This is a genomic window from Devosia sp. LjRoot3 (assembly GCF_964252865.1).
Classification (GTDB): Bacteria; Pseudomonadota; Alphaproteobacteria; order Rhizobiales; family Devosiaceae; genus Devosia.
Window position 1 is genome coordinate 1 of the sequence record NZ_CAXUPK020000010.1, and the last position, 21,537, is coordinate 21,537.

Consider the following 21,537-nt stretch of genomic DNA (forward strand, 5'->3'; position numbering starts at 1 on the left):
TGGTTTTCCATTGAGAAGTGACCCGCCTGTTAGTTTTGTTTCGGGTCGGTTGCTGCGGTCAAGGGTCTAGGTTTCTCCTTTGGTTTTGATGGCGGATGGGCTGAGCTGTTCTTGAAGCGGAAGCTGTCGTTTCCGGTCTCCAGGATGTGGCAGTGATGGGTAAGGCGGTCGAGCAAGGCCGTGGTCATCTTGGCATCCCCGAAGACGCTGGCCCATTCGCTGAAGCTGAGATTGGTGGTGATGATCACGCTGGTGTGCTCGTAGAGCCTGCTGAGCAGGTGGAAGAGCAAGGCGCCACCTGAAGCACTGAACGGCAGATATCCCAGCTCATCGAGAATGACGAGATCGGCGTGGGCAAGCCGACCGGCAATCTGACCAGCTCGTCCTTGCATTTTCTCCTGCTCGAGCGCGTTGACCAATTCGACGGTCGAGAAGAAGCGGACGCGCTTTTGATGGTGTTCGATCGCCTGCACACCGATGGCCGTGGCAATGTGGGTCTTGCCGGTTCCTGGACCGCCAACCAGAACGATATTGTTGGCTTGTTCGATGAAGTCGCAGCGATGGAGCTGGCGCACCAGTGCCTCGTTGATCTCGCTGCTGGAGAAGTCGAAGCCATTGAGGTCGCGGTACGCCGGGAAGCGGGCGGTCTTCAGCTGGTAAGCGGTCGATCGAACCTCACGCTCTGCCGTCTCGGCCTTGAGCAGTTGCGACAGGATCGGGATGGCGGCTTCGAAGGCGGGAGCACCTTGCTCGGTCAACTCGCCCACGGCCTGGGCCATGCCATGCATCTTGAGGCTTTTGAGCATGATGATAACGGCGCCGGCGGCGGGGTTATGACGCATGACGGGTCTCCGCTGCTTTGCGCAGGGCGTCATAGCGCTCGACATTGGCCTTTGGCTCCTTGGTCAGCATCAGAGCCTGGGGTGCATTGATCGTCGGCGGTGTAATGGCTTTGCCGTCAACCAGGCGGTGCAGCAGGTTCAACACGTGGGTCTTGGTGGGCACGCCCGCCGTCAGCGCCATCTCGACGGCCACGAGCACGGCATTTTCGTCGTGCTGCAGCACCAGCGCCAGGATCTCGACCATCTCGCGATCACCGCCAGGCTTCTTGAGTAGGTGCTGCTGCAGCGTTCTGAAGGCATCGGGCAGTTCGGCAAAGGGTGCGCCATTGCGTAGGGCGCCGGGTTTGCGCTGCACCACAGCGAGATAGTGGCGCCAATCATAGACTGTTCGGCCGGGCTGATCATGGGAGCGATCGATGATGCGATGATGCTCGCAGATGACCATGCCCTCGGCCACGACCACGATCCGATCGGGATAGACCCTGAGACTGACCGGTCGATTGGCAAACGAGGCCGGCACGCTGTAGCGATTGCGGTCCAGATGCACGAGGCAGGTTGGCGTGACCCGCTTGGTATATTCGACAAAGCCATCGAACGGTCGCGAGGCCGGCATCAGGCTAGGCGCTTCCTCAGCCCAGAGATCGGCGATAGTGCCGCCCATTCTACCGTGAGCGGTCTGGGACCAAAGCTCTCGGCATCGGCTTTCCAGCCAGTCGTTGAGCGCATCCAGCGTTGGAAAGCGGGGGATAGGCTGCCAGAGCCGGTGGCGAGCGTCCTGAACGTTCTTCTCGACCTGGCCCTTCTCCCAGCCTGAAGCGGGATTACAGAACTCTGGCTCGAACAGATAGTGGCTGGCCATGGCCAGGAACCGGGCATTGACGTCCCGCTCCTTGCCGCGGCCGACCCTGTCGATGGCGGTCCGCATATTGTCATAGATGCCGCGCTGCGGAATGCCGCCAAATACCCGGAAGGCGTGGGTGTGTGCATCGAACAGCATCTCGTGGGTTTGTAGCAGATAGGCCCGGACGATGAAGGCTCGGCTATAACTGAGCTTGGTGTGCGCCACCTGCAGCTTGGTGCGCTCACTGCCGATGATGGCCCAGTCTTCGGACCAATCGAACTGGAAAGCTTCGCCAGGGGCAAAACTCAAGGGCACGAAGGTCCCGCGTCCTGAGGTCTGCAGCTCGCGCTGCCGGTCTGCTCGCCACTCTCGGGCAAAGGCTGCCACTCGATTGTAGGACCCCTCGAACCCCAGGCTCACCAGATTGGCGTGAAGCTGTTTGAGGGTTTGCTTTTGCTTGCGCGGTCTATTGGCTTCCGTCTTCAACCATGCCGCCAGCCGATCCGCGAAAGGATCCAGTTTGCTCGGTCTGTCGGGGACCTTGAACTGCGGCTCCACGCCGTCAGATCGAAGATATTTGCGGATGGTGTTCCGGGACAGGCCAGTCCTGCGGCCGATCTCCCGGATCGATAGATGCTCTCGAAAATGCCAGCGTCGGATAACGCTCAGTAACGCCATGTCGATCACTCCATAGCCCCCGCTGAAAACAGCCAGGGCACGGTTGGAACATGGGTCAAATCTCGATGGAAATAGTCCCGCCTAACGGGTCACTTCTCAGTGGCAATCAACAGTTTGTTCGAGTTGAGCGACAATCCAAAAGCTGCCATCAAGGGAACCGCAGTTGACTATTGGAGGTGGCCTTTGCCTGTCGCACGCATCGAGCGAATTGTTCGCGGCTCAGCTGTTGCATCCGCGGCTCCGGCGTCTGATGGCCGCTACACTTGTCACAAATTTGGGTCGGACGTTGATCCCGTGCGCCTGAGCTCATTGGATGAAGTAGCTGATTTCTTAAAAGCGAACCCCAAGTCCAGTGTTCGAATGAAGCCAAGTTGGACCAGAATATCTCGCAATTTGTTCATTGACGGTGTTCTCCTGCGTTGATCGGCGGCAGGGACGCGCCCCATTCCGGCCATCCAAGCGGCCGTTTGGAATTCCTAGAACCGGACCGTCCACTCACGTCGCGGCAACGGCTAGGATGGGGTGGCTTGCGGACCGGCCGCTTTGATTAACTTAGTTGGACAAATGGACTCGGCGATGGCGAGCTCGAGGTCGCAATGGACCGCCGCTTCCGTCACCTAGATCGTTCGTTTCCCAATCGGCGACGCTCACCATCTCGAATTCTGAACGCGGTTGGCCGCATCTCCTTCGCGATCGCTTGCCTGTCCCTCGTCGTTGACTGAAGCAACCTCGGCTGCGGCTTAGTTCCGAAGTGCTTTCTTACGTATTCAATCTGGCTGTCGTCGATCCCATAGACGTACTTAATCGCATGGTTGCAAACTTGGCGGTTCGTTTCCCGCACCAACTCCTTCACGCCCACACCGAGAACACCATAGAGGGCTGCATGATCGCGTGCCGCTACAAAGAGTGTTCTTGGTCCGATCGGCATTGCGATATGACCTCCATCGATCATCATCCCGTTAGTACGGATGGTCGGTCGGTCCGACGTTAGCAGAAGATGATCGGATGCCGAGGTGTCGATGACATGCCAAACCATCGCATTCATTCTTTTGCCAACCCGTTGGGAGTTGATGATGTGGGTCAGCGCCTCTAGAGCCTTGTTATCCAAGTTGGCCTGGGGGACGGCGGCCATGTATTCAGCGAACGTAGCGGGCTGGCTTGGCTTTCTTATCTCTTGATATCGCGCTTCCCACTCGCCCGAGTAGTCAGTGTGCATAAGGTCGCGCCATGCCTCCTTAAAATCCGAGATGTCTTCCGGAGCACGGAGAAGAAGCGAATGGAGAAACGTGGACCAAGCCGATCGTCGTCGCGAGTCCCACTTGGCCTTATTGCCATCGGTTTCCATTAGGACCAAAGCGTCGGCAGCGGAGGTATCGACTGGTTTGAAGAATTTATCTTCGATGATTTGGGATACGTCATCGGACATATCGTGAAGTTGGTACAGCTTTTCTACGAAACCCGTGGCCTCAGGGTGGCGGCGGTTGGCAACCACCACCTCATGCGGTTTGCTATACTGGCACAGACGGCTATCCGGGCCGATCGCCCAACGCGACAGGTAAAAGGCGGGGATATAGTGATGCTTCTTCGGCGGATTCGGCGGTGGTCCGTTCGTCTTTCGATCCATAGGAAACCCAGTCGACGGCACACCCTAGAATCAAGATCGCCATCGTCCCTGACCCAGGCCTCAAGCGCAGGCTAACGAGATTTAGTACCCACCGCTATCGTGAATGTGCAGACGTTTCGGCGAAACATTGAGGTCCGCTTTTCGGCCCCACGATTTGAGGGGCAAGGACCGAATGGGGGGCGTTCTCAGACGAGCACCTGTGTGCTTCCCTACGCTCGGGAATGAATAATGTTTGTGCAAACGAGAGCCCCGCGCCGAACGACACTACATCAGTTCGTCGTCAAAAGAACTGCCTTTGCGGTTCGGACCAAACGACCATGAATCTCGACGATCTCGCCGGCCATGCCGTGCAGCTCTTTGACCACGCGTTTGAACCTGTCCGGGAACTTGTCCTCCCATTCGGGCGGCACCGTGATCCAACCTGGTCCGTTGGCAGAAAACGTGCTCCGATTGATCTCGACCACGTAGTCCCGGGCCTTCGTCCATAATTCCAACCGCACTGCGTCAATCTGCGGCGAACTGAACTCGCGCTCCGGCGCGTTCCAGTTTGCGACAAATTCCCGAAGTGGATCTAACCTCGCTGAGGGAAACGAAAACCCAGCCATGTTCCATTGGTCGATGAACCCGATGACTCCGTCCGACCGCATTAGTTGTAGATACTCTTCGTACAGTTTCTGGTCGTGTGCCTTGCTCGGATCGACACCGCGCTTGAACTGCGGATAGTGCTTAAAGAACACGGAGTCCTCGAGCGCGAGGTCTCCCACGACGTCGTCCCAGAACAATATGTCGACCTGAAAATTCCCAGCAGCCTTGCGGGCAATCGAGATCAGACGAACATCTCTCTGCAGACTGGCGTCACGTGGCGCGGTGGTGGAAATGTAGAGGTGGTCGAGCTTGGGCTTGAAGCCCTCGGCATTGGCGATTTCGTCTTTCACCACCTTCAATGAGACGCCAGCCAGCGTATTCTTGCACTGCACCCCAATATGCTCGCCCGTGCCATCATGCCCCCATATGTCGACCCCATCCTGTGCTTGGCCTTTGCGCCCGTTGCCGAAAAACTTCGAGGAATCCCATCGATGCTTCGATGCCGAAAGGCAGATGTCTTCGAACTCCTCCCAGGACTTTGGTGGGGGAACTTGAGAGGACGAAATGGTGGGCATCTATGGTTTCCAAGATAGCGCTTGAGAGCACTTCTGCCAGGCGTTCACGCAATTGGCGATAGACCAACCTTCGATTTCCGCACATTGCTCGGGCATGTTGGCAGCAGAAGTTGCTCGAAAAGTCAAAGACCTCATCGATCATGGCATGCCGGCCGACAATTGCAGGTATCCCAGCACAATGGGCAAAGACACGCCATGGTCAGGTTTAGGCCGCCAGACCGTTCGTACCTATGATACCCTCCACTGCAATACGCTGGCACTAACTCGGGCAAACAGCAAGTGTCCAGTGTCCGCTATTGGGAACGGCTTTGTAGCTATGAATGACCTCAATGGGGTCGGCTGAAGACCGACGCCGACGGGGGTAGCGGACGTGCGGCCTTGGTTGCCACGCCAAAAATGTCGCCATGGGAAAATCTAAGGAATTTCTGCGTGTCGCATGCCTAACCACAATGGCGACAGAACAAAAAGTGCCGCTAGAGTTTGCCCATCTACAATCTTGTTGCTGGCTGCGAGCGCTCCGATTTGTCCAAATGGAAGCAGGATCGGCACCCAGTCTTCGGTTGCCTGCAAATCCTGTTTTCCCACTGTCAGTTGCGTGGCGACATAGACATACGTCCTTGCATCGGACAGGCCGGGATACTCGACAAACTCATAAATCAGGTAAAGCCTGCCGGCGATGAGGCCGGTTTCCTCCATGAGTTCGCGATGCGCCGCTGCAACGGGCTGTTCGCCGACGTCGATTGCACCAGCCGGAAGCTCCATAACGAGCTCGGCTCCAAGGCCGCGGTGTCCCTCGATCAGATTAATGCCGATATCGACAAGGGGTTGGCACGCGTTCGATGGCGCAAGGGCCTAGGAGGGCGGGGTTTGTCGGGGGTGCCCGGCCCAATGCCCGCATAGCGGGCTTCAGTTCGTGATTGGCCAATGATCCTGCTACCTGGCCTTGCGACTTGTCGCCTTGGCCTTAACGGCGCCGGACCAACGGACATCCAGAACAACTACATCGACGAGCCCGCGCAGTTCTTCGGGCATCTCGCCACGAATCTTTTCCTGAAGCTCAACGGCAGTTGTCACGCCGTGGCGCAACCGGTCGGCGACCTTCGTGGCCGGTCCGAACCAGAAAACGAGATAGATGCCTTGCTGCTCGGCCTCCTGGTGACTGGAATAGCGCTGGCTTAGTTGAGCCGCAGCAGCAGTGTAAACCTCTGGATGCCACTGCCCCTTGACCTCGACCACCAGCAGTCGCCGGCGACCTCCGATCATCGCCGACACCGTGAAGTCGCAGCGATTGCTATCCGCCATATGGTGTTCGATGACCACCGGCAGGTTGAGAGAGGTCATGCGCCATCTGAGACTGTCGACCACACGGTTACGGCCCGTGTTTTCGTCTACATGGGCACCGTCCTGATAGTAGGTCGCAAGCGGGTCGGTTTCGGCCGTGCGCAGCCAGTCCTGTAGCCATTCGAGCTCTTCAACGACTAGAGCGCGAAGATCTTCGACGGTGGCAGGCCCGCCCGCATCGAGCAATGACACGACTTCAGCCGGTGAAGGTGCGCTGAAGTCGGCAAGTGCCAACTTCTTGGCCGACTCTGCGCGCAATGTCAGTAGCGCCTCGGAGAAATCCTGGAAACGTGGATCGGCGAGCATGTGGTCCAGCACCGGAAGCGCTCTACCTGGTGAGTCCTGCCCGATGCGCCAAACTATGTGTGTGAGAAACCGAAACGCCTGCTCGGCTGGAGGATCGCCCGAGCCGTAGCTGCTCGGCAAGAACACGGACGGCCACGCTTCAACGAAAGCGTCCATGATTTTGAAGACCTTGTCCGCGGACAGGCCCGGCCATCCCTCCAAGCGGTCGGCAAACCCGCCCGCCCTGTAATCCAGGGCAAAAATGAGATCGGGATCGTCCCGCAGACCGTCCCAACCGTCGGCCTCGGGCCCCTCAAAGAAGAACCGCCGGAGCTTCCAAAACTTCAGCCGTTCATTCCGGTTCTCCGTCTCTTCGATACTCTCCCCGACCGGAGGCCGCTCCAGACCCTGCACGCGCTCGTGGATAAGGGCGAGCAGGGCGGGCCGGTCTGCGGTCGCCGCTGCGATATTGAAAAGCTCTTCCTGGGCGTGCACCGGCATGTCAGGGTAGCCATGCAGCCATTCCATGGACAGCTTGGATCGCAAGGGTGCCAGCATCTCCTTGCTTCCTAACCACCAAACGTTCGCATGGCCCTCCCGCGGCCCCGAAAGGCCGGGCTCAATGTAGGTTCGTGCAAACGCTTCAGCGCTTCCTGGCTGGTCGAATAGAATCCGGTCGAGCTCGCGCTGAAATGCGTCGTAGCGGTCCTGCTCCATCCAGTCATACTTCGAAGCTTCTACCTTCACCGGTAACAGGAACAACCGATCAATATGTTCGAGTGTGCCGGTGTCCACGAACTGCAGCCAACAAGACGCATACGCCACTTCCGGTGTAGTCCAATGTCTGTTTCCCGCGAGTTGCTCAAGCGTCGGCATATGATCTTTGATCATCGGAAGCGCGTTGCGGAGCGCGTTCTCCACCAGCGACATGTCGTCCGTGTAGTCCGACAACCGACCGCGATCATGAAGGTAGAATTTCGCGAAGAGCTTCGCCCAACCCCAATGGTTGCCGCCCTCGATTTGGGCCCTGTTTGCGAGCAGATGGGCCCTGTCACGGTCCGACTGCTGGGCCTCACGTTTTTGCCAGCGCCGCTGCCTCCTTTGCCAGTTGCGTTGCTCCTTCTCACGTACGGTACGGTAGCTACGCTCGGCTGCGGCCCAGGTGCGAGAAAAAGCCGACTTTTCGCGGGACTGCTGTCGTAGCAACCGCCGCAGGGGATCAGGTCCGCGCCTTTCCTCATCGTCAACGGGCCGGGACCAGAAGGCCGACCACAGTCCCGCATTGTCTGTTTCGAATGCGTGGACGGCCATGCGCTGGTCATCGCCAGCATAGAAGGATAGCCCGGAGTGATGGTGGCCGTCGCCGATCTGCCAACGCTTCTCCCACGCGGCCTTGTCGTCACTCACGCCGTCTAAAGCGCGTTTGTGCAACTCATGCCGGAGCTCCGAATTCTCCGTCAGTACCTTGATTGCCGGGCTTTCTTCGCGATTGCCGCGGCCCTTGAACCACAACGGGGACAGCCATCGCCAAATCCTGTCTGGGTCGTAGGGCCCCGTGTTCACCTCGAAGTACCTGTCGAGCAGGTGACCGGCAACCTTGCTTACGCCGTGACGGCATTCGCATTCGTAATAGGCGCGCTTGCAAGTGCAGGTGAGGCCTTCCGTGAGATCATCAAGGTTGCGTGCGATCGTTTCGGCCGAGAGATGCTTGATCAGATCAACGAGATAGTACGACGCCATGTAGCTATCTTCGTCACGCAATTTCCGACCTTTCGGGTACGCGTTTCCGAACGAGCGCAACAGGGCGGTGATCGAGTCATCGCTCGTCTCTTCCACGCCAGCTTCCGAAATCATGTCGATAGCGACGCGCAACGATGCGGCGGAGCCCTCCTGTATGAGACGATCCAGATCCGCAGCCGCCGTCGTACCTGTAAGGCGCCGAATTGCCCGGGCAGCCCACATTCGAGCCGTACGGTCGGCATTAGTGTTGAACAAGATGTTGCGAACATCATCCGCGAGTGAGACGGGGCCGCCTGAATTGACAAGCAGCTCCAGCAAGAGGTCGATGAGTGGGGAGTTCAGAGGCGTCGTGGCCAGCATGCGGCGCAGATCGTCTGTAAGGTCGTCGGTAAAGAATCCGCCGACACTGAATCGTCGCCAAAAGTCGCTACGGCGGAATCCGGGATTGGTGTTGGCAATCGTCTCGAGCTTCTGAAGGAGCAGTCTTTTCGATCCGACAGTAAGCTGAGATGGATCGCCGTTCGCAAGCACTGCATAGGCGTCCAGCTCGATCGCAGCGCGCTGGATTCGCTCGGTTCCTGCCGATGCGATCCAACCTAGCAATCCCCTCAGTTCGTCCCGGACCGCGCCGTTTGGGGCAATGACTGCCAGAACGCGCCGTAAAGACAAGGGGCGCGCATGGTCCGAAATCCTCCGGACCAGAAATTGGGCTGCGCAATATTCCGCCACGATCCGGTGGACAGGTTCGTGGCGGTCTGGTTCCACTGCGGGGCGGAAGAGGCGCGTGTCCAATGCCCTGAGAGCATTGGCGGGGGCAGACGCAACAAGCCCAGCCAAATAAGGATAGTCGAGATCGGCAATATGCTCCTTTGTGGAAACGCCGGACCCACCCGCCAGGAGTATTTTAGCCATAGCTTCAGAAGCAGCAGCGACGATCTCATGGGTTGGCGGACGGGGAGTTCCGGACACCACATTTCCGGCTTCTATCGCTAGACGTTCAACCGCATCCCGGAAGATTTGCGCCTTGGATGTGAAGTGGCGACCGCTTTGGACATACGCATTCGCGAACAGAAGCAAGAACTGCGGATTCCCTAGTAGCGGGGTGAGTTCAAAGCGCGCGGTCTCCGCCGAGAAGGCGTCGAAATCTTCGCCCGGGAGGTGAGAGTCGAATAGCGTCTTCTGTTCAGCGGGCTGCAATTGTTCGATTTGAACGATGACGGGATCAGAACCAAAGCACTCCTTAATCCACCCTGTTCTGGCTTCCTGCCATTCGCTCGACCGGCTCGCGAAAATGACTCGTCCGTTCGAGTTCTCATGTGCCTTTACGATGATTTCATCAACCGCTGCCTGGTCTATCTTTGCGGCCTCGTCCACCGCATCAATGATAAGCGCGCTATCGGGCTGGACTTTAGTCTGGTGGCGAAAGCGGCTTGCCCTAACCGGCGATATCCCGATAAGGCGTCCAAATTCCTTCAGGAGATCGGACTTTCCGGCACCCGGCTCGGCCAGCACCACCAGCACCGGTCCCAGCACCAATACCTCGGCCTCAGAGAGGTAGTTGTCGCCGACCTTCAGTCGGCGTTGGATGTAAAGGTCAGTCATCGGAACAGCGTAGCCAGATTCTGCTGTCAACTCTACTTCGGCCCACAATTGATCCACCATCACCTTACGCGCCCCGGCACTCCCTTGGTCCGCGTTAGCTTCGCGAACCGGCGGCCTTGCGGACGATGGTGGCGCGGAGAAGCATGGACCATTGTGGCCCCCAACCGCACGTGAAAAAGCCGCCGTGGTAAGCACGGCGGCTCCCGTCATTTTATCAATCATTCTATGCGGCGTTCGCCAAAGCATTCTGAGCAACCAAGAGTTGACGGGTCGCCATCGACCCCAAATGGGCCGTTGGACCACGAATGTCGACTGGCTGCTTTTTTAGGGCCATGGCCAGAAGCGGACAGGCAGCAAGCGGCCCCTACACCGCCATTTCAATCTGGTCCGCAACGCCCTCATCGATGGAGACAAAATTCGAGACCGTCACGCCGAGCAATCGGACCGGTGCTCGTGGCGGAAACTCCTGCAAGAGCAAAGCGTCCACCAACTGCGCCAATCCCGTTCTCGTCCTAAACGGTCCAGTTTGACTCTTCGATCTCGAAATCTGCTCGAAATCGGCGAACTTGACCTTCAGCGTTGCAGTGCGCCCAGCGATGCCTCGTTTTTCGCAGGCATTCCAAACCTTATCGACCAACGGCGTCATCATCGTGCGGGCTTCGTCGATGGTGGAAATGTCGTCGGCAAACGTGTCTTCGGCACCAATCGATTTACGCTCGCGATCTGGGTTCACCTGACGACCATCGATTCCGCGGGCGAGCTTGAACCAATAGTCTGCAGAATTGCCGAAGCGAGCGATCATTTCCTCCATGGAAAGGCGGGCAAGGTCTGCGCCGGTCTGGATCCCGAGCTTATGCATCTTGCCGGCTGTCGCAGGGCCAACTCCATGGAATTTCTCGATCGGCAGCGTCGCGACAAAGCTTTCGCCTTTGCCTGGTGGGATAACGAAGTAGTTGTTGGGCTTGCGATAGCCGCTGGCCATTTTTGAGAGGAACTTGTTGTAGGAAATTCCCGCCGACGAGTTCAGCCCAGTCGCCTCTTTGATCCTGGCCCGAGTGGCGTTGGCGATATCGGTCGCGATAGGGATACCCTGTTTGTTTTGGGTGACGTCCAAATAGGCCTCGTCCAGTGAGAGGGGCTCTACCAAGTCGGTATGCTCAGCGAATATCTCCCGGATCTGAGCTGACACGGAGCGATAGACTTCAAACCTCGGCGGGACAAATACCAGTTCGGAGCACTTCCGCATGGCAGTCACCGACGGCATCGCCGAATACACGCCAAATGCTCGAGCCTCGTAGCTTGCCGCGGCCACCACGCCGCGCTTTGCACCGTAGCCCACAGCAACCGGTCTGCCACGGAGCTCGGGATTGTCCCTCTGCTCAACGCTTGCGTAGAACGCGTCCATGTCGATGTGGATGATCTTTCTGATGGTCATGACCTAGCCCTCATGATCCCAAAATGTACTAGGCTCTCGCCACAGCGTGTCAGTAATCATCGCCCGAATTTTCTGCCGCCTTTGCGCTTTCCGACCCATGGCACCTCGCCGGCGATGTTCGCCTCTCTGGCTCGTTGCAGGATGATGAGCTCGTCCGGTGGAACAGGCACTGTTCCGGCACCGTGGGTTCCCGAGAATTCGGGTCGCTTGCCGGCGTGGCCGAGGGCAAAACTCGGATAATACCAGCCACAGATCGAGCATCTGAGCCTACCGGCAAGATGGTCGCGTCCAGCATAAAAGTCGAACTGCCATCCGACGTGTGCTGCAAGGACGTCGAGGACAAGTTGCGCATCGTGGCTGCAGACCCAGTGGTGTGAGCAATAGGCATGGATCGCGCGATGGGTTTCCTGAAAATCCCAGAGAGTGCGTATTTCTCGCAGGGTCATCAGTGAAAATTCCTGCCCTTCGGCAAGGCTTCGCGCAAACGAAGCTCCACATCCCTCTCATACTGTTCTTGTTCTCGATTGCGCCCCTTAGGCCCTCCGGATTTGACTTCGTCGGCTCGTGCGATGGTGCGCTCGCCGATATCGATGCCACCGGCGATCGCGGCAATGTCCCCGGTCAAGTCAAAGAATTCCTTGGCGATGACGTGGATGACGATCCCCTCGCGCTGAAGCATGCCGCGGACGCCGAGGACCCTTGCGCCCAGCACAACGCGTCGGTTGGCCTCGAAGACTTTTGGCCAGATGATGACATTTGCGACGCCTGTCTCGTCTTCGAGCGTCGCGAAGATCACTCCGCTCGCGGTGCCCGGCCGCTGGCGCACCAACACCAAGCCAGCCACTGTCACCGTTTTTCCTGGTGCAGCAGTTCTAAGGTCGTCGGCGATGGTGACACGACGTTGTTCCAGCCTTTGGCGAAGGAAAGCCATGGGATGGGCCTTCAACGAGATCGAGAGTGTCCTGTAATCATGGATGACCTCCTCGCCGAGCGTCATCGGCGGCAGGTCGATCTCTTCGTCCTTCCAGGAAGGGGAGCGCTCCCCGCCTTGAAACAGTGGAAGCCGCTCTGCGCCATGCTGACCTTCGAGGCCATGGATTATCCACCGGGCGTCCCGACGTGACACGCCCAAGGATTGGAAGGCATCTGCCTCGGCGAGTGCGATCAGGTTCTTTGAGGATAGGCCAGTCCGCAACCAGAGATCGCGGATGCTGTCGTATCCACCGCGGCGGCGCGCAACGATCAGATTGGCATGGTCGAGCCGGAGACCACCGACGAGGTTGAAGCCGAGGCGGACCGCCATGTTGCCCCAGATGTCGTCGGCCATCTCAGCGTGGCGGGGCGCAAGCGTCAGGCCAGCTTGGTTGGTCCGCTCCATGACGACTTCAAGGTCGCTCAAGTTGATATCGACCGGCCGGACATCGACGCCGTGGGCCTGAGCGTCGCTAATGATCTGCGCCGGCGCGTAAAACCCCATGGGCTGGCTATTGAGCAAGGCGGCCGCGAACACGTCCGGGTAGTGGCATTTGAGCCAGCACGAGACATAGACCAATAGAGCGAAACTAGCGGCGTGGGATTCCGGGAAGCCATAACTCCCAAAACCCTCGATCTGCCGGAAACACGCCTCGGCAAACTCTTTGTCATAGCCGCGCTCAAGCATGCCGCCGATGAACTTGTCCTTGAAGATGCCAACGCCACCGGTTTTCTTGAACGTCGCCATGGCGCGCCGCAGCCGATCGGCCTCTCCTGGAGTGAAGCCAGCGGCCACAATGGCGATCTTCATTGCCTGCTCCTGGAAGAGTGGCACGCCATAGGTTTTCTTCAAGACATGTTCGAGCTCTGGGGACGGGTAACTCGTAGGCTCCAGCCCCTGCCGGCGTTTGAGGTAGGGATGAACCATGTCGCCCTGGATAGGACCAGGCCGGACGATAGCGACCTCGATGACGAGATCATAGAATTCGCTCGGCTTTAGCCGCGGCAGCATCGACATCTGGGCCCGGCTCTCGATCTGGAAGACCCCAATGGTGTCGGCGCGATGGGTCATGCGATAGACCCGCGGGTCTTCCTGCGGCACGGTCGCCAGGGTGAGCGACTGGCCATAGTGCTGGCGCATCAGGTTGAATGCCCGCCGGATGCAACTCAGCATACCCAGGGCGAGCACGTCGACTTTCAGGATGCCGAGTTCGTCGAGGTCATCCTTGTTCCACTCGATGACGGTGCGATCTTCCATGGCCGCGTTCGATATCGGCACCAGATGATCAAGACGATCACGGGTGATGACGAACCCGCCGACATGCTGGCCGAGGTGCCGCGGAAAACCGTACAGCTCATTGGCGACAATCATCACCATACGGATGACGTCGTCATTTGGATCGATCCCGATCTGGCGCATGCGCTCTTCGGGGATGTCGATACTGCCCCATCCCCAATTGAGCCCGCTGATCATGCTTATGGTGTCGTCGCTCAGACCAAACACCTTGCCGACGTCTCGAATGGCGCCTTTGGCCCGGTAGGTGATGACGTTGGCGGTAAGGCCAGCGCGATGGCGGCCGTACTTCTGGTAGATGTACTGCATCACCTCTTCACGCCGCTCGTGCTCGAAGTCGACGTCGATGTCGGGCGGTTCGTCGCGTTCCGTTGAGACGAACCGCTCGAAGAGAAGATCGACCAGCATGGGGTCCACTTCGGTGATGCCTAGGCAAAAGCAGACGGCGGAGTTAGCCGCGGAGCCGCGACCCTGGCAGAGGATGCCTCGCTCCTGACGGGCAAACCGAACAATGTCCTGCACGGTCAGAAAATACGGCGCGTAGCCCATCTCAGCGATCAGGGCGAGTTCGTGCAGCAGCCCTTTCTGAACTTTCTCCGGCACACCATCAGGATACCGCGACCGCGCTCCTTCATAGCTCAAGCGCTCCAGCGTTTGCTGGGCTGTCTCGCCATTGCCAACGGTTTCCTCCGGATAGATATATTTGAGCTCGGAGAGGGTGAACGAGATCAGGGATAGAAACCGGTTGGTCTCCTCCAGGGCATTCGGGTGCTGCCGGAACAGCCCGGCCATTTCGTCCGGTGGCTTGATATGTCGTTCGGCGTTCGACGACAGCAGGAACCCTGCATTTGCGATGGCAACATGCTCGCGTATGCAGGTCAGTACATCCAGGATCGGTTGACGGGCCGGCACGTGGTAAAGCGGGTCCATGCTGGCCAGCATTGGCAGCCGATACTCAGCGCAAAAGGCAGCAATGCGATTGAGCCGCGAGGTGTCGTGGCCGTTAAAAAGGTAGGTAGCAGCGACCCAAACCCGAGCCGGTGCGACCTGCGACAATGTTTCGGCCTTGGCGATGTCGCCGCTTATCTTACCTAGGCGGGGAATGACGATCATCGCCTGACCTTCTGAATGATCGAGTAAATCCTGCAGCTCGAGAAGACACTCGCCCTTGGGCGCCCGTCGATTGCCCAGGGTAAGGAGCGCGCTCAGGCGGCCATAAGCCGCCCGGTCGATCGGGTAGACCGCGATATCCGGCGTATCGTCGGAAAAGACCAGGCGAGTTCCAACCACCAGCCGAAAGTCGGGATGGTCTTGAGCAAGGTCCCTCGCCGCCGCGAACGCGCGCACCACGCCTGACAGGCTATTCTGATCGCATATGCCAATGCCAGATAACCCCAGCCCCGCAGCCTGCCCGACCATCTCAAACGGATGGGAGGCGCCCCGCAGAAAGCTGAAATTAGTGGCCGCCAAAAGCTCGGCATAGGGCGTTGCCGCCGGCTGTTGCAGGACAGGCATAGTTGACTCTCGGCGAAGTTTGTTCTTCTTATGTTCTCATTCCAGAAGGACGGGAGAGTCAAGATGGACGCGATCACAAGCCGAAGCCTGTGGACAGAGGTGGAACCCGAGGAAGGCGACCTTCATAGACACTGGAGCTATGCGGGCCTTGAGGTCCATGACGTAGGAGGCGACGAAGAGGAATTCTTCACTGTGTCCCTCCGCAGCTATCCATCCCTCCTGCTCCTACCAACCAATGCGGCGCGCGCCTTTGAAATCGCGACGGCGCTAGCCGAGCTTCGTGACTGGATTTGCGTGGCCGATTGGGATCGGGAGACGCCCACGCTCGAGCAGATCGAAATCACGATCCGCTTCGCCGGCGAGGCCGAAATACCGCAGCCACCCTATCTCGGACCGTTCTACGACGCTGAGCCGCCGAACGAGCCATTCCACTGACCGGCCGATCGAATAGCAAATTCTCAACCTCGAGACATAGGCAATGACCAGCCCCTGGACCTTCATCCATAAGCATCGTGACCCCAACCATGCCGATCTTCGCGGTTGCTGGCCGAGCGAAGCCGACGCGCGGCGATACAATGGTTTAGTGCTCGTCCCCTTCTACGATCCGCACCGCGGCATCACGCTTTCGGGATGGTGGGAACTTCGTCACGGCCTGAGCAATGATCCCATATTATTCATCAGAGCGGACAACGAAGAGGCGGCGGAGGAGTATGGCGCAAAGGTCGCGGAAATGGCGCACTGGGACCACATGCGGACCGTGCCGGAATGGACGGCTCCGCCCCACTCCTATGAACTGATCGACTATCTCCGCTCGACTTATCAGGTGTTCTATCAACCCAATTTCGAAGCGCTTTGGTCGATGCCGGCCAGTCGCGAAGAAGGGGAGGAGGATTGGGAAAGAGAGGTCCCATATGGGAACCGCTGAGCGACCGAAGCGCAGCGGTTAAAGCCGTCAAAGAAGACCCCGCCCTGGGGGAGCAAAGCCTTCCGTTGGGTCGCGCAGCGCCTCGAGGAGAGGTTCGTCCGTCCGCCTTCCAACTCTGACCAGATGCTAGGCGGGATGAACTAGTCGCGATCTGGTCCTGAGAGATTGGGAAAGCTTCGGCCTCCCTCAGCGCCGAAGCCTTCCCGCCCCACGCCCCGCCACAAAACGCCCGGATTGGCCGGGGCGAGTGAACAGGGCTTTCCTCTGCCGAAAGATGTCGAAGGCTCTGACAGGCTAGGGAACTGGAGCCTAGCAAGCTCCTCGCCCTCCATCATTTAACTAGATTAATCAGCCTCTCTTCTGCGAAGCCTTTTCTTTTGCAGGATCACCGAACAACGAAACGAAAAAGCCGCCTAGGCCGCGAGCAAGTAAGGCTCCGTTCGGCGAAACGACGCACGCGCTCGCCCGTCCAGTAACTTCTTCAATCCACTGCATAATAATGCCGCCTCTCGAACACCGCGGGACTAGGCGGGTGGCGGCGTTATCGACAAAAAAGAAGGCCCCAGAGCAACACCAGGGCCTTCTCACCAGAGAGCCAGAGCAACCAACAGGAGCCGATCTCGCTCTGACGCAGACCAATGGCCCAGACAGATATTGGTTCGATCACGAGTGAGCACGAAAAAGCCGCCTGTCATGATCTCTGTTGGATCAAGCGGCGGCTTTGGTTGAGCATCCAGCACGGTGGCGTCGACAACCCGCGCCAGATGCTCGGGTCTATGAACTCATCCGTTTCGGATAGGTTCCGAGCACTCAAGCCGTTGGTGCTGGCACAGCGTAGTTGTAGATGACATAGAGCGCTGCGAAGGCGATCAATATGCCTATCAACGAAACGATCAGCACACGAAAGTTCATTTTGCGCGGGCTCGCCTGCCGAACCTCATTAGTTGATTTGTGGGGGTCGTACGTTTTCACAGTGATATCCTTTATGGGGCAGGCTTTCATGCCTCGGCACAAGTCGCTCAGCCCGCTAAGGTTCCGCGTCCGGTCGGAGAGGCCGGTACAGTCTCACCATGCTGGTTGTTCCCCCACTTTCCAGCCAATAGGCTTTGCAGATCACACGATCGAGATGCTGGCCCCCGCGAATGACTGTCTCGCCAAGTATGGTTGAAGCCGCCGACTCTGGGGAGGCGGCGCGCACCCGATGCTCTATCGTCGTGGGGGACCGCAGGTCTACGACACGGTATTCACGCATAGTCGGATCGCAATGCGCTAAGTTTTTTTCCTGGCGGATTGAGAGCGGACGAGATGGCCTCGAGCAGGTTCCGTTCGATGGCCGGCTTGGCAACCCAGGGGGCCAGTGGAAGCTCCGGGTGGTGCTCCTGCTGGTATCCACTCACATAAATGAACGGGATGACGTCGGCCGACAGGCGCCTTGCGATGTGATCGCAAGGTTCTCCGCCGAGCGAGACGTCCAATACCGCAAAGCGCACTCCGACGTTTACTGCGTGGAGGGCTGTGTTCACTCTAGAGGCCGTGATGACTTCTTCGCAGCCAAACGCCGACAGAAAGTCCTGCATCTGAGTTGCCAGAAGATAGTCATCTTCGACTACCAATGCCCTGGAGACGTGTGAAAGTATCGACATGAGGGTGCTCCCATGGCGCAGCCAACTCCGCCGTGGAGAGGCTCGATCCGAACAGGAACATCCGATGTGGGTGCACTTGCGCGACGGGCAGCGCATGCCCGGTCAGGCACGTAAGGGTAGGCATGGGTGCAATAGTTCGCGGGGCGCAAGGTTCCATCCTCTGGCTTCACTTTTCCGCCCAAGGCGAAAAAAGCCCCGGACTAGCCGGGGCTCAAAGGTAGCTGCCCAATCAACGCTAGGCACATCCCGCGGCTTGTAGTCGAGAGCGGCGCACCAAAATTTGATTGCGCGAGGAACGTCCTCCACGCCCCACACGATCGATCCAACACTCAACATCGGAACCCGCCTGTCGTTTTCTGCATCGGACAGAAACTCGCAGGGGCGAGCGAAGTTCATTTGGAGCAATCGGCCAGTCCTAAGACGGCAGTCGCAACAGATCTCCGGGATCGGGAATGCCGTCGAGCCCAGGAACGTATTTTAGCGGAAGCTCGGCAATGACTTTGAGCTCGCCGTCGGGCAATGGCTTCTGCAGAGATTTTGCTTCTGCCCACGGGGCACGCAGCCAGACATCACGCTCCTGCTCTGTGCGCAAGATCACCGGCATTGCCTTTTCATGCACGGCACCGACGATATCGTTCGGCTTGGTCGTGAAAAACGCAAAAACCTTATGATCCATAGGTCCTTCGTCCTTGCGACGCGTCCCATGCCAGTGGGTCCATAGACCGGCGAAGAAAGTCAGCGGTTCAGTTTCGTCGACCGCGAACCAGGCATTTCCGCTGCTTCCGTCTGCAAGCTTCATAGGTTCGGCAAAGCGGTTGATCGGCACGAGGCAACGGTTCTCAACACCGAGATACCCCTTCCAGTCCTCGAACCACGGATGACGAACGTTGGTGTTGCCGCGGTTGGGTTTGTCAGTGACCGCGTCCTTCAGCGACGGCAGACCCCATCGCGCAAACCCAAGCACGCGGCTATCGCCGCGCTGTTTGATCACCGGTGCCGTATAGTCGGGATAGATCGCATACAGCGATGGAATGTTGCGCATCGCATCTTCCCACTCCTGAACCAGGCGCTGAATGGCCTCGGTGGTCGTCGTCATGGAATAGAGATTACACATCCGGCCGCCCTCACGTCGCTTCGAATAATATGCGCGTCATTGTCGGCGTAAAGCGTCACGAGTGGACTTGCAGTTCACCAGTGGTTTCGACGGCGGCGCCACGCGCGCGCCAACGGAACTCCGATCAGTATTCCAACAATGCACAACGAGAGAATGCAAGCGACGACCGCGAGATCCATGAGGGCTCCAGCAGCCGTTTGGCTGGGATAGCGCGTACGCAGTACTGATCGCGCCCGAGCAACCTGAAGTGCGTCGCGTAAACGCTCTCCTAACGGTCGAAAAACGTGATCAGGGCTTAGTTCAGCTCTACGAGGGTTTCGGCGATCGTTTCATCGATATGGTCGACGATCTCTAGGAACAGCGCATCAACAACGGCTAATCGCTCTGTGGCCGTGAGGGCATCCTCGGCGCCGACCTTGAACACTCGTGTGTGGAGCTTGCTGGCGCGCCGAAGCGTATACCCGAAACGGAACTCTATAATTCCGTCTTCGCTCCAGAGATCGACGAGGAAGGTTTCCAGATAGAGCTTGTATCGCTCCGTCAGCTCGCTGCTGAGTTCGTCGATATATGCCTGCATGCCCCGCCTCCGGGAGGGAGCTTAGTCCTAGAAGTCGCACGCCGCCATCCATGATTCCGTTCAGCGATGGCTACAATTTCAGTGAACCTAAAGCAGACGCCCTTGGGCTGGCGCGACGAGCCCACTGACGGCTCCCCTGCCTCGGCGTTGCAGCTCGGTTTCCGCGCTGAACCTGACATCCACGTCGCGATCCCCAGCGTACGCGTCGAGCGAGACTTCACCAATATCCTGCCAACTCTTGCCGCGGTCCGCGCCTGAAGGCACCCGCGGCAGCAACCCTGGCTCTTTACTCCAGGCCAGAAGCTGGTCGACCGAAGCGACGTTCAGCATGTCCCTGAGATGGTGTGCGGTGACATAGGCGTCTGGCATCGCCCTATGTGCGGGCAGTCCCAGCTCATGAATCAGGCCAATGGGCATTCGCTGATAGCGCAGCATTTGGTTGGAAAAGCTCTGAAGTTCCGGCCATACCCTGAGCGAACATTTCCAGGTGCAAATCCATTGTGCGCCACCGGTCAGCCTGGGAGTGCAATAGCGCTGCTCGAACGCGGAGCGATGCGCCGCCAATGCCACCACGGCAGCATCCGGCTGCAACACGTCGGGGGCGACATCCTTCCAGAATGGGGCATCGGCGACATATTCGTCGATGATGTGATGTACGGCCATTGTCTCTGGCGAGATCGGCCTTCCTGGATTGACGAAGAGCGCTCCCCGTTCATCCGATAAGGACCACAGGCCGCCATTCCCTTGGACGACATCCTGCCAGCCGATTTCGCAGACATCATATTGACCATTACCAGCGGTCTCGAGGTCGATAACGCGTATCCGCGATGAGGTCATCAGAGCGCTCCCAGCAGGACCGTTATCGGTATGAGCCCCACCAGATCATCCCGTTCGACCAAAACCTGGCAGCAATACGGCGGGGACGGATTCGCGATTGTCACGATGAAGCTTGACCACGGTGCTCCAGCATTTTCTGCAGCATCGATGTCACGGGGGAGCCGACCAGGCGATCTCGTTCGCCGCAGAACGCGGGGAAGTCGTCCTTTTCGGAAATCGTGATCACGACGGGGACCGATTGATGATCGCATTCCTCAAGGACCGCCTCGCATGTTTCGGACCCGAGATGGGTATCGACAAAAGCCAGATCAGGTCGCTCCCGCCAGATCAGTTCAAGCGCGGAAGAACAGTCGCGCGCCGGACCGAGCACCGTGTGCCCCAGTGCCACGAGTGCCTGTTTCAGCAACTCGGCCTGCTCGGCATCGTCCTCAACGATCAGGATGCTTGAGGCCGCCATTTCAGATGTGCCCACGAATACGGTCGATGACCTGGGAGAGGATGAGCTGCCCCGCGACGCTGAAGACAAAGCGATCGCCGCTCAATTCGCCGAGCTCTTTCTCCGCGAGCTCCGATAGAGCTTCGGGATCGGCGTGATGACCTGAGGCATCGTTGACGACGACGCTGGTGATGGTGTCCCCGCTCCCAAGCTGGTGGTAGGCGGCGAAGGCGAAAATCGCGAGCGCCTTGTCGCTGAGATCGTTTGGCGTGGTCACATGCGTCTCCATCCCTGCAGCATGCGTCAGCAACGGTATCGACCATCAGTCGTTCCTGTCGAAAGACAGGAGCTCGATATGAACACCGCCAATCTGCAACTCGAAGGCCTGCTGATGGCCATCGCCGGACTGAACCAGACGCTGGTCGCCAAGGGCGTCGTCACCGTCGAGGAGATCGACAGATCGCTCGCTCGGTCCGAGCAGACCGTGCTCGGCGATGATCGTGTCGTCGAAGACCTGTCGCCGGCCAATCGCGACGCTATCGCCTTTCCCATCCGACTGCTTCGTCTGGCCAACAATATGAGCGATGATGGGGCCGGCACCCCAGCTTTCGCGGAGCTCACCCGCATGGTCGGGGAGACCAAGGGGCCGGACAATGATCAGCTCTAGGTAGGCCAG

The 21,537-nt window shown here is 58.5% G+C and carries 18 protein-coding genes; 3 read left to right on the forward strand and 15 right to left on the reverse strand.

What is annotated here, in order from left to right; genetic code table 11:
- Window positions 1-29: 29 nt before the first annotated feature.
- The 9 genes from istB to ACSQ2A_RS22750 form a co-directional block, all read right to left on the reverse strand.
- Window positions 30-842: an IS21-like element helper ATPase IstB gene (istB, locus tag ACSQ2A_RS22710; protein WP_436074123.1), complete on the reverse strand. Its 813-nt coding sequence runs from the start codon at window positions 840-842 to the stop codon at window positions 30-32.
- Entirely contained in the window at window positions 832-2,361 is a 1,530-nt protein-coding gene (istA, locus tag ACSQ2A_RS22715) for an IS21 family transposase (RefSeq protein WP_436074124.1), read from the reverse strand. Before istA ends, istB begins: the two co-directional genes overlap by 11 nt.
- Window positions 2,362-2,974: 613 nt before the next feature.
- Complete coding sequence (locus ACSQ2A_RS22720) at window positions 2,975-3,985, reverse strand: DUF4238 domain-containing protein (protein ID WP_436074125.1); 1,011 nt, start codon at window positions 3,983-3,985, stop codon at window positions 2,975-2,977.
- 269 nt (window positions 3,986-4,254) lie between these two features.
- On the reverse strand, window positions 4,255-5,145 hold the full coding sequence (locus ACSQ2A_RS22725; RefSeq protein WP_436074126.1) for a hypothetical protein: 891 nt from the start codon (window positions 5,143-5,145) through the stop codon (window positions 4,255-4,257).
- A 414-nt stretch (window positions 5,146-5,559) separates the two neighbouring features.
- Entirely contained in the window at window positions 5,560-5,907 is a 348-nt protein-coding gene (locus tag ACSQ2A_RS22730; protein WP_436074127.1) for an NUDIX hydrolase, read from the reverse strand.
- 171 nt (window positions 5,908-6,078) lie between these two features.
- Window positions 6,079-10,173 carry a hypothetical protein gene (locus ACSQ2A_RS22735; RefSeq protein WP_436074128.1) on the reverse strand — a complete coding sequence of 1,365 codons (4,095 nt, stop codon included), beginning with the start codon at window positions 10,171-10,173 and terminating at the stop codon, window positions 6,079-6,081.
- A gap of 304 nt (window positions 10,174-10,477) precedes the next feature.
- Window positions 10,478-11,548: a DNA polymerase IV gene (dinB, locus tag ACSQ2A_RS22740; protein WP_436074129.1), complete on the reverse strand. Its 1,071-nt coding sequence runs from the start codon at window positions 11,546-11,548 to the stop codon at window positions 10,478-10,480.
- Window positions 11,549-11,604: 56 nt separating this feature from the next.
- Window positions 11,605-11,994, reverse strand: a complete 390-nt coding sequence (locus ACSQ2A_RS22745) for a hypothetical protein (RefSeq protein WP_436074130.1) — start codon at window positions 11,992-11,994, stop codon at window positions 11,605-11,607.
- A complete protein-coding gene (locus ACSQ2A_RS22750; protein WP_436074131.1) occupies window positions 11,994-15,329 on the reverse strand; it encodes an error-prone DNA polymerase in 3,336 nt (1,111 codons plus the stop codon). The genes ACSQ2A_RS22745 and ACSQ2A_RS22750 overlap by 1 nt, the downstream gene beginning before the upstream one ends.
- Window positions 15,330-15,392: 63 nt before the next feature.
- Between ACSQ2A_RS22750 and ACSQ2A_RS22755 the strand changes: the two genes are divergently transcribed.
- Window positions 15,393-15,764 carry a hypothetical protein gene (locus tag ACSQ2A_RS22755; protein ID WP_436074132.1) on the forward strand — a complete coding sequence of 124 codons (372 nt, stop codon included), beginning with the start codon at window positions 15,393-15,395 and terminating at the stop codon, window positions 15,762-15,764.
- A gap of 43 nt (window positions 15,765-15,807) precedes the next feature.
- Window positions 15,808-16,254, forward strand: coding sequence for a hypothetical protein (locus ACSQ2A_RS22760; RefSeq protein ID WP_436074133.1), 447 nt, complete (start codon window positions 15,808-15,810; stop codon window positions 16,252-16,254).
- Window positions 16,255-17,498: 1,244 nt separating this feature from the next.
- Here ACSQ2A_RS22760 and ACSQ2A_RS22765 read toward each other — a convergent pair.
- The 6 genes from ACSQ2A_RS22765 to ACSQ2A_RS22790 form a co-directional block, all read right to left on the reverse strand.
- On the reverse strand, window positions 17,499-17,897 hold the full coding sequence (locus ACSQ2A_RS22765) for a hypothetical protein (RefSeq protein ID WP_436074134.1): 399 nt from the start codon (window positions 17,895-17,897) through the stop codon (window positions 17,499-17,501).
- 415 nt (window positions 17,898-18,312) lie between these two features.
- The gene (locus ACSQ2A_RS22770) at window positions 18,313-19,011 is read right to left on the reverse strand and encodes an SOS response-associated peptidase family protein (RefSeq protein ID WP_436074135.1); all 699 of its coding nucleotides are present in this window, start codon (window positions 19,009-19,011) and stop codon (window positions 18,313-18,315) included.
- A 295-nt stretch (window positions 19,012-19,306) separates the two neighbouring features.
- Window positions 19,307-19,588, reverse strand: a complete 282-nt coding sequence (locus tag ACSQ2A_RS22775; protein ID WP_436074136.1) for a hypothetical protein — start codon at window positions 19,586-19,588, stop codon at window positions 19,307-19,309.
- A gap of 87 nt (window positions 19,589-19,675) precedes the next feature.
- Window positions 19,676-20,425: an exonuclease domain-containing protein gene (locus ACSQ2A_RS22780; protein WP_436074137.1), complete on the reverse strand. Its 750-nt coding sequence runs from the start codon at window positions 20,423-20,425 to the stop codon at window positions 19,676-19,678.
- A gap of 100 nt (window positions 20,426-20,525) precedes the next feature.
- Window positions 20,526-20,897 carry a response regulator gene (locus ACSQ2A_RS22785; RefSeq protein ID WP_436074138.1) on the reverse strand — a complete coding sequence of 124 codons (372 nt, stop codon included), beginning with the start codon at window positions 20,895-20,897 and terminating at the stop codon, window positions 20,526-20,528.
- Window positions 20,884-21,138, reverse strand: coding sequence for a hypothetical protein (locus ACSQ2A_RS22790; RefSeq protein ID WP_436074139.1), 255 nt, complete (start codon window positions 21,136-21,138; stop codon window positions 20,884-20,886). Before ACSQ2A_RS22790 ends, ACSQ2A_RS22785 begins: the two co-directional genes overlap by 14 nt.
- Window positions 21,139-21,216: 78 nt before the next feature.
- Here ACSQ2A_RS22790 and ACSQ2A_RS22795 point away from each other — a divergent pair, with 78 nt between their 5' ends.
- Complete coding sequence (locus tag ACSQ2A_RS22795) at window positions 21,217-21,528, forward strand: hypothetical protein (protein ID WP_436074140.1); 312 nt, start codon at window positions 21,217-21,219, stop codon at window positions 21,526-21,528.
- Window positions 21,529-21,537: the final 9 nt, after the last annotated feature.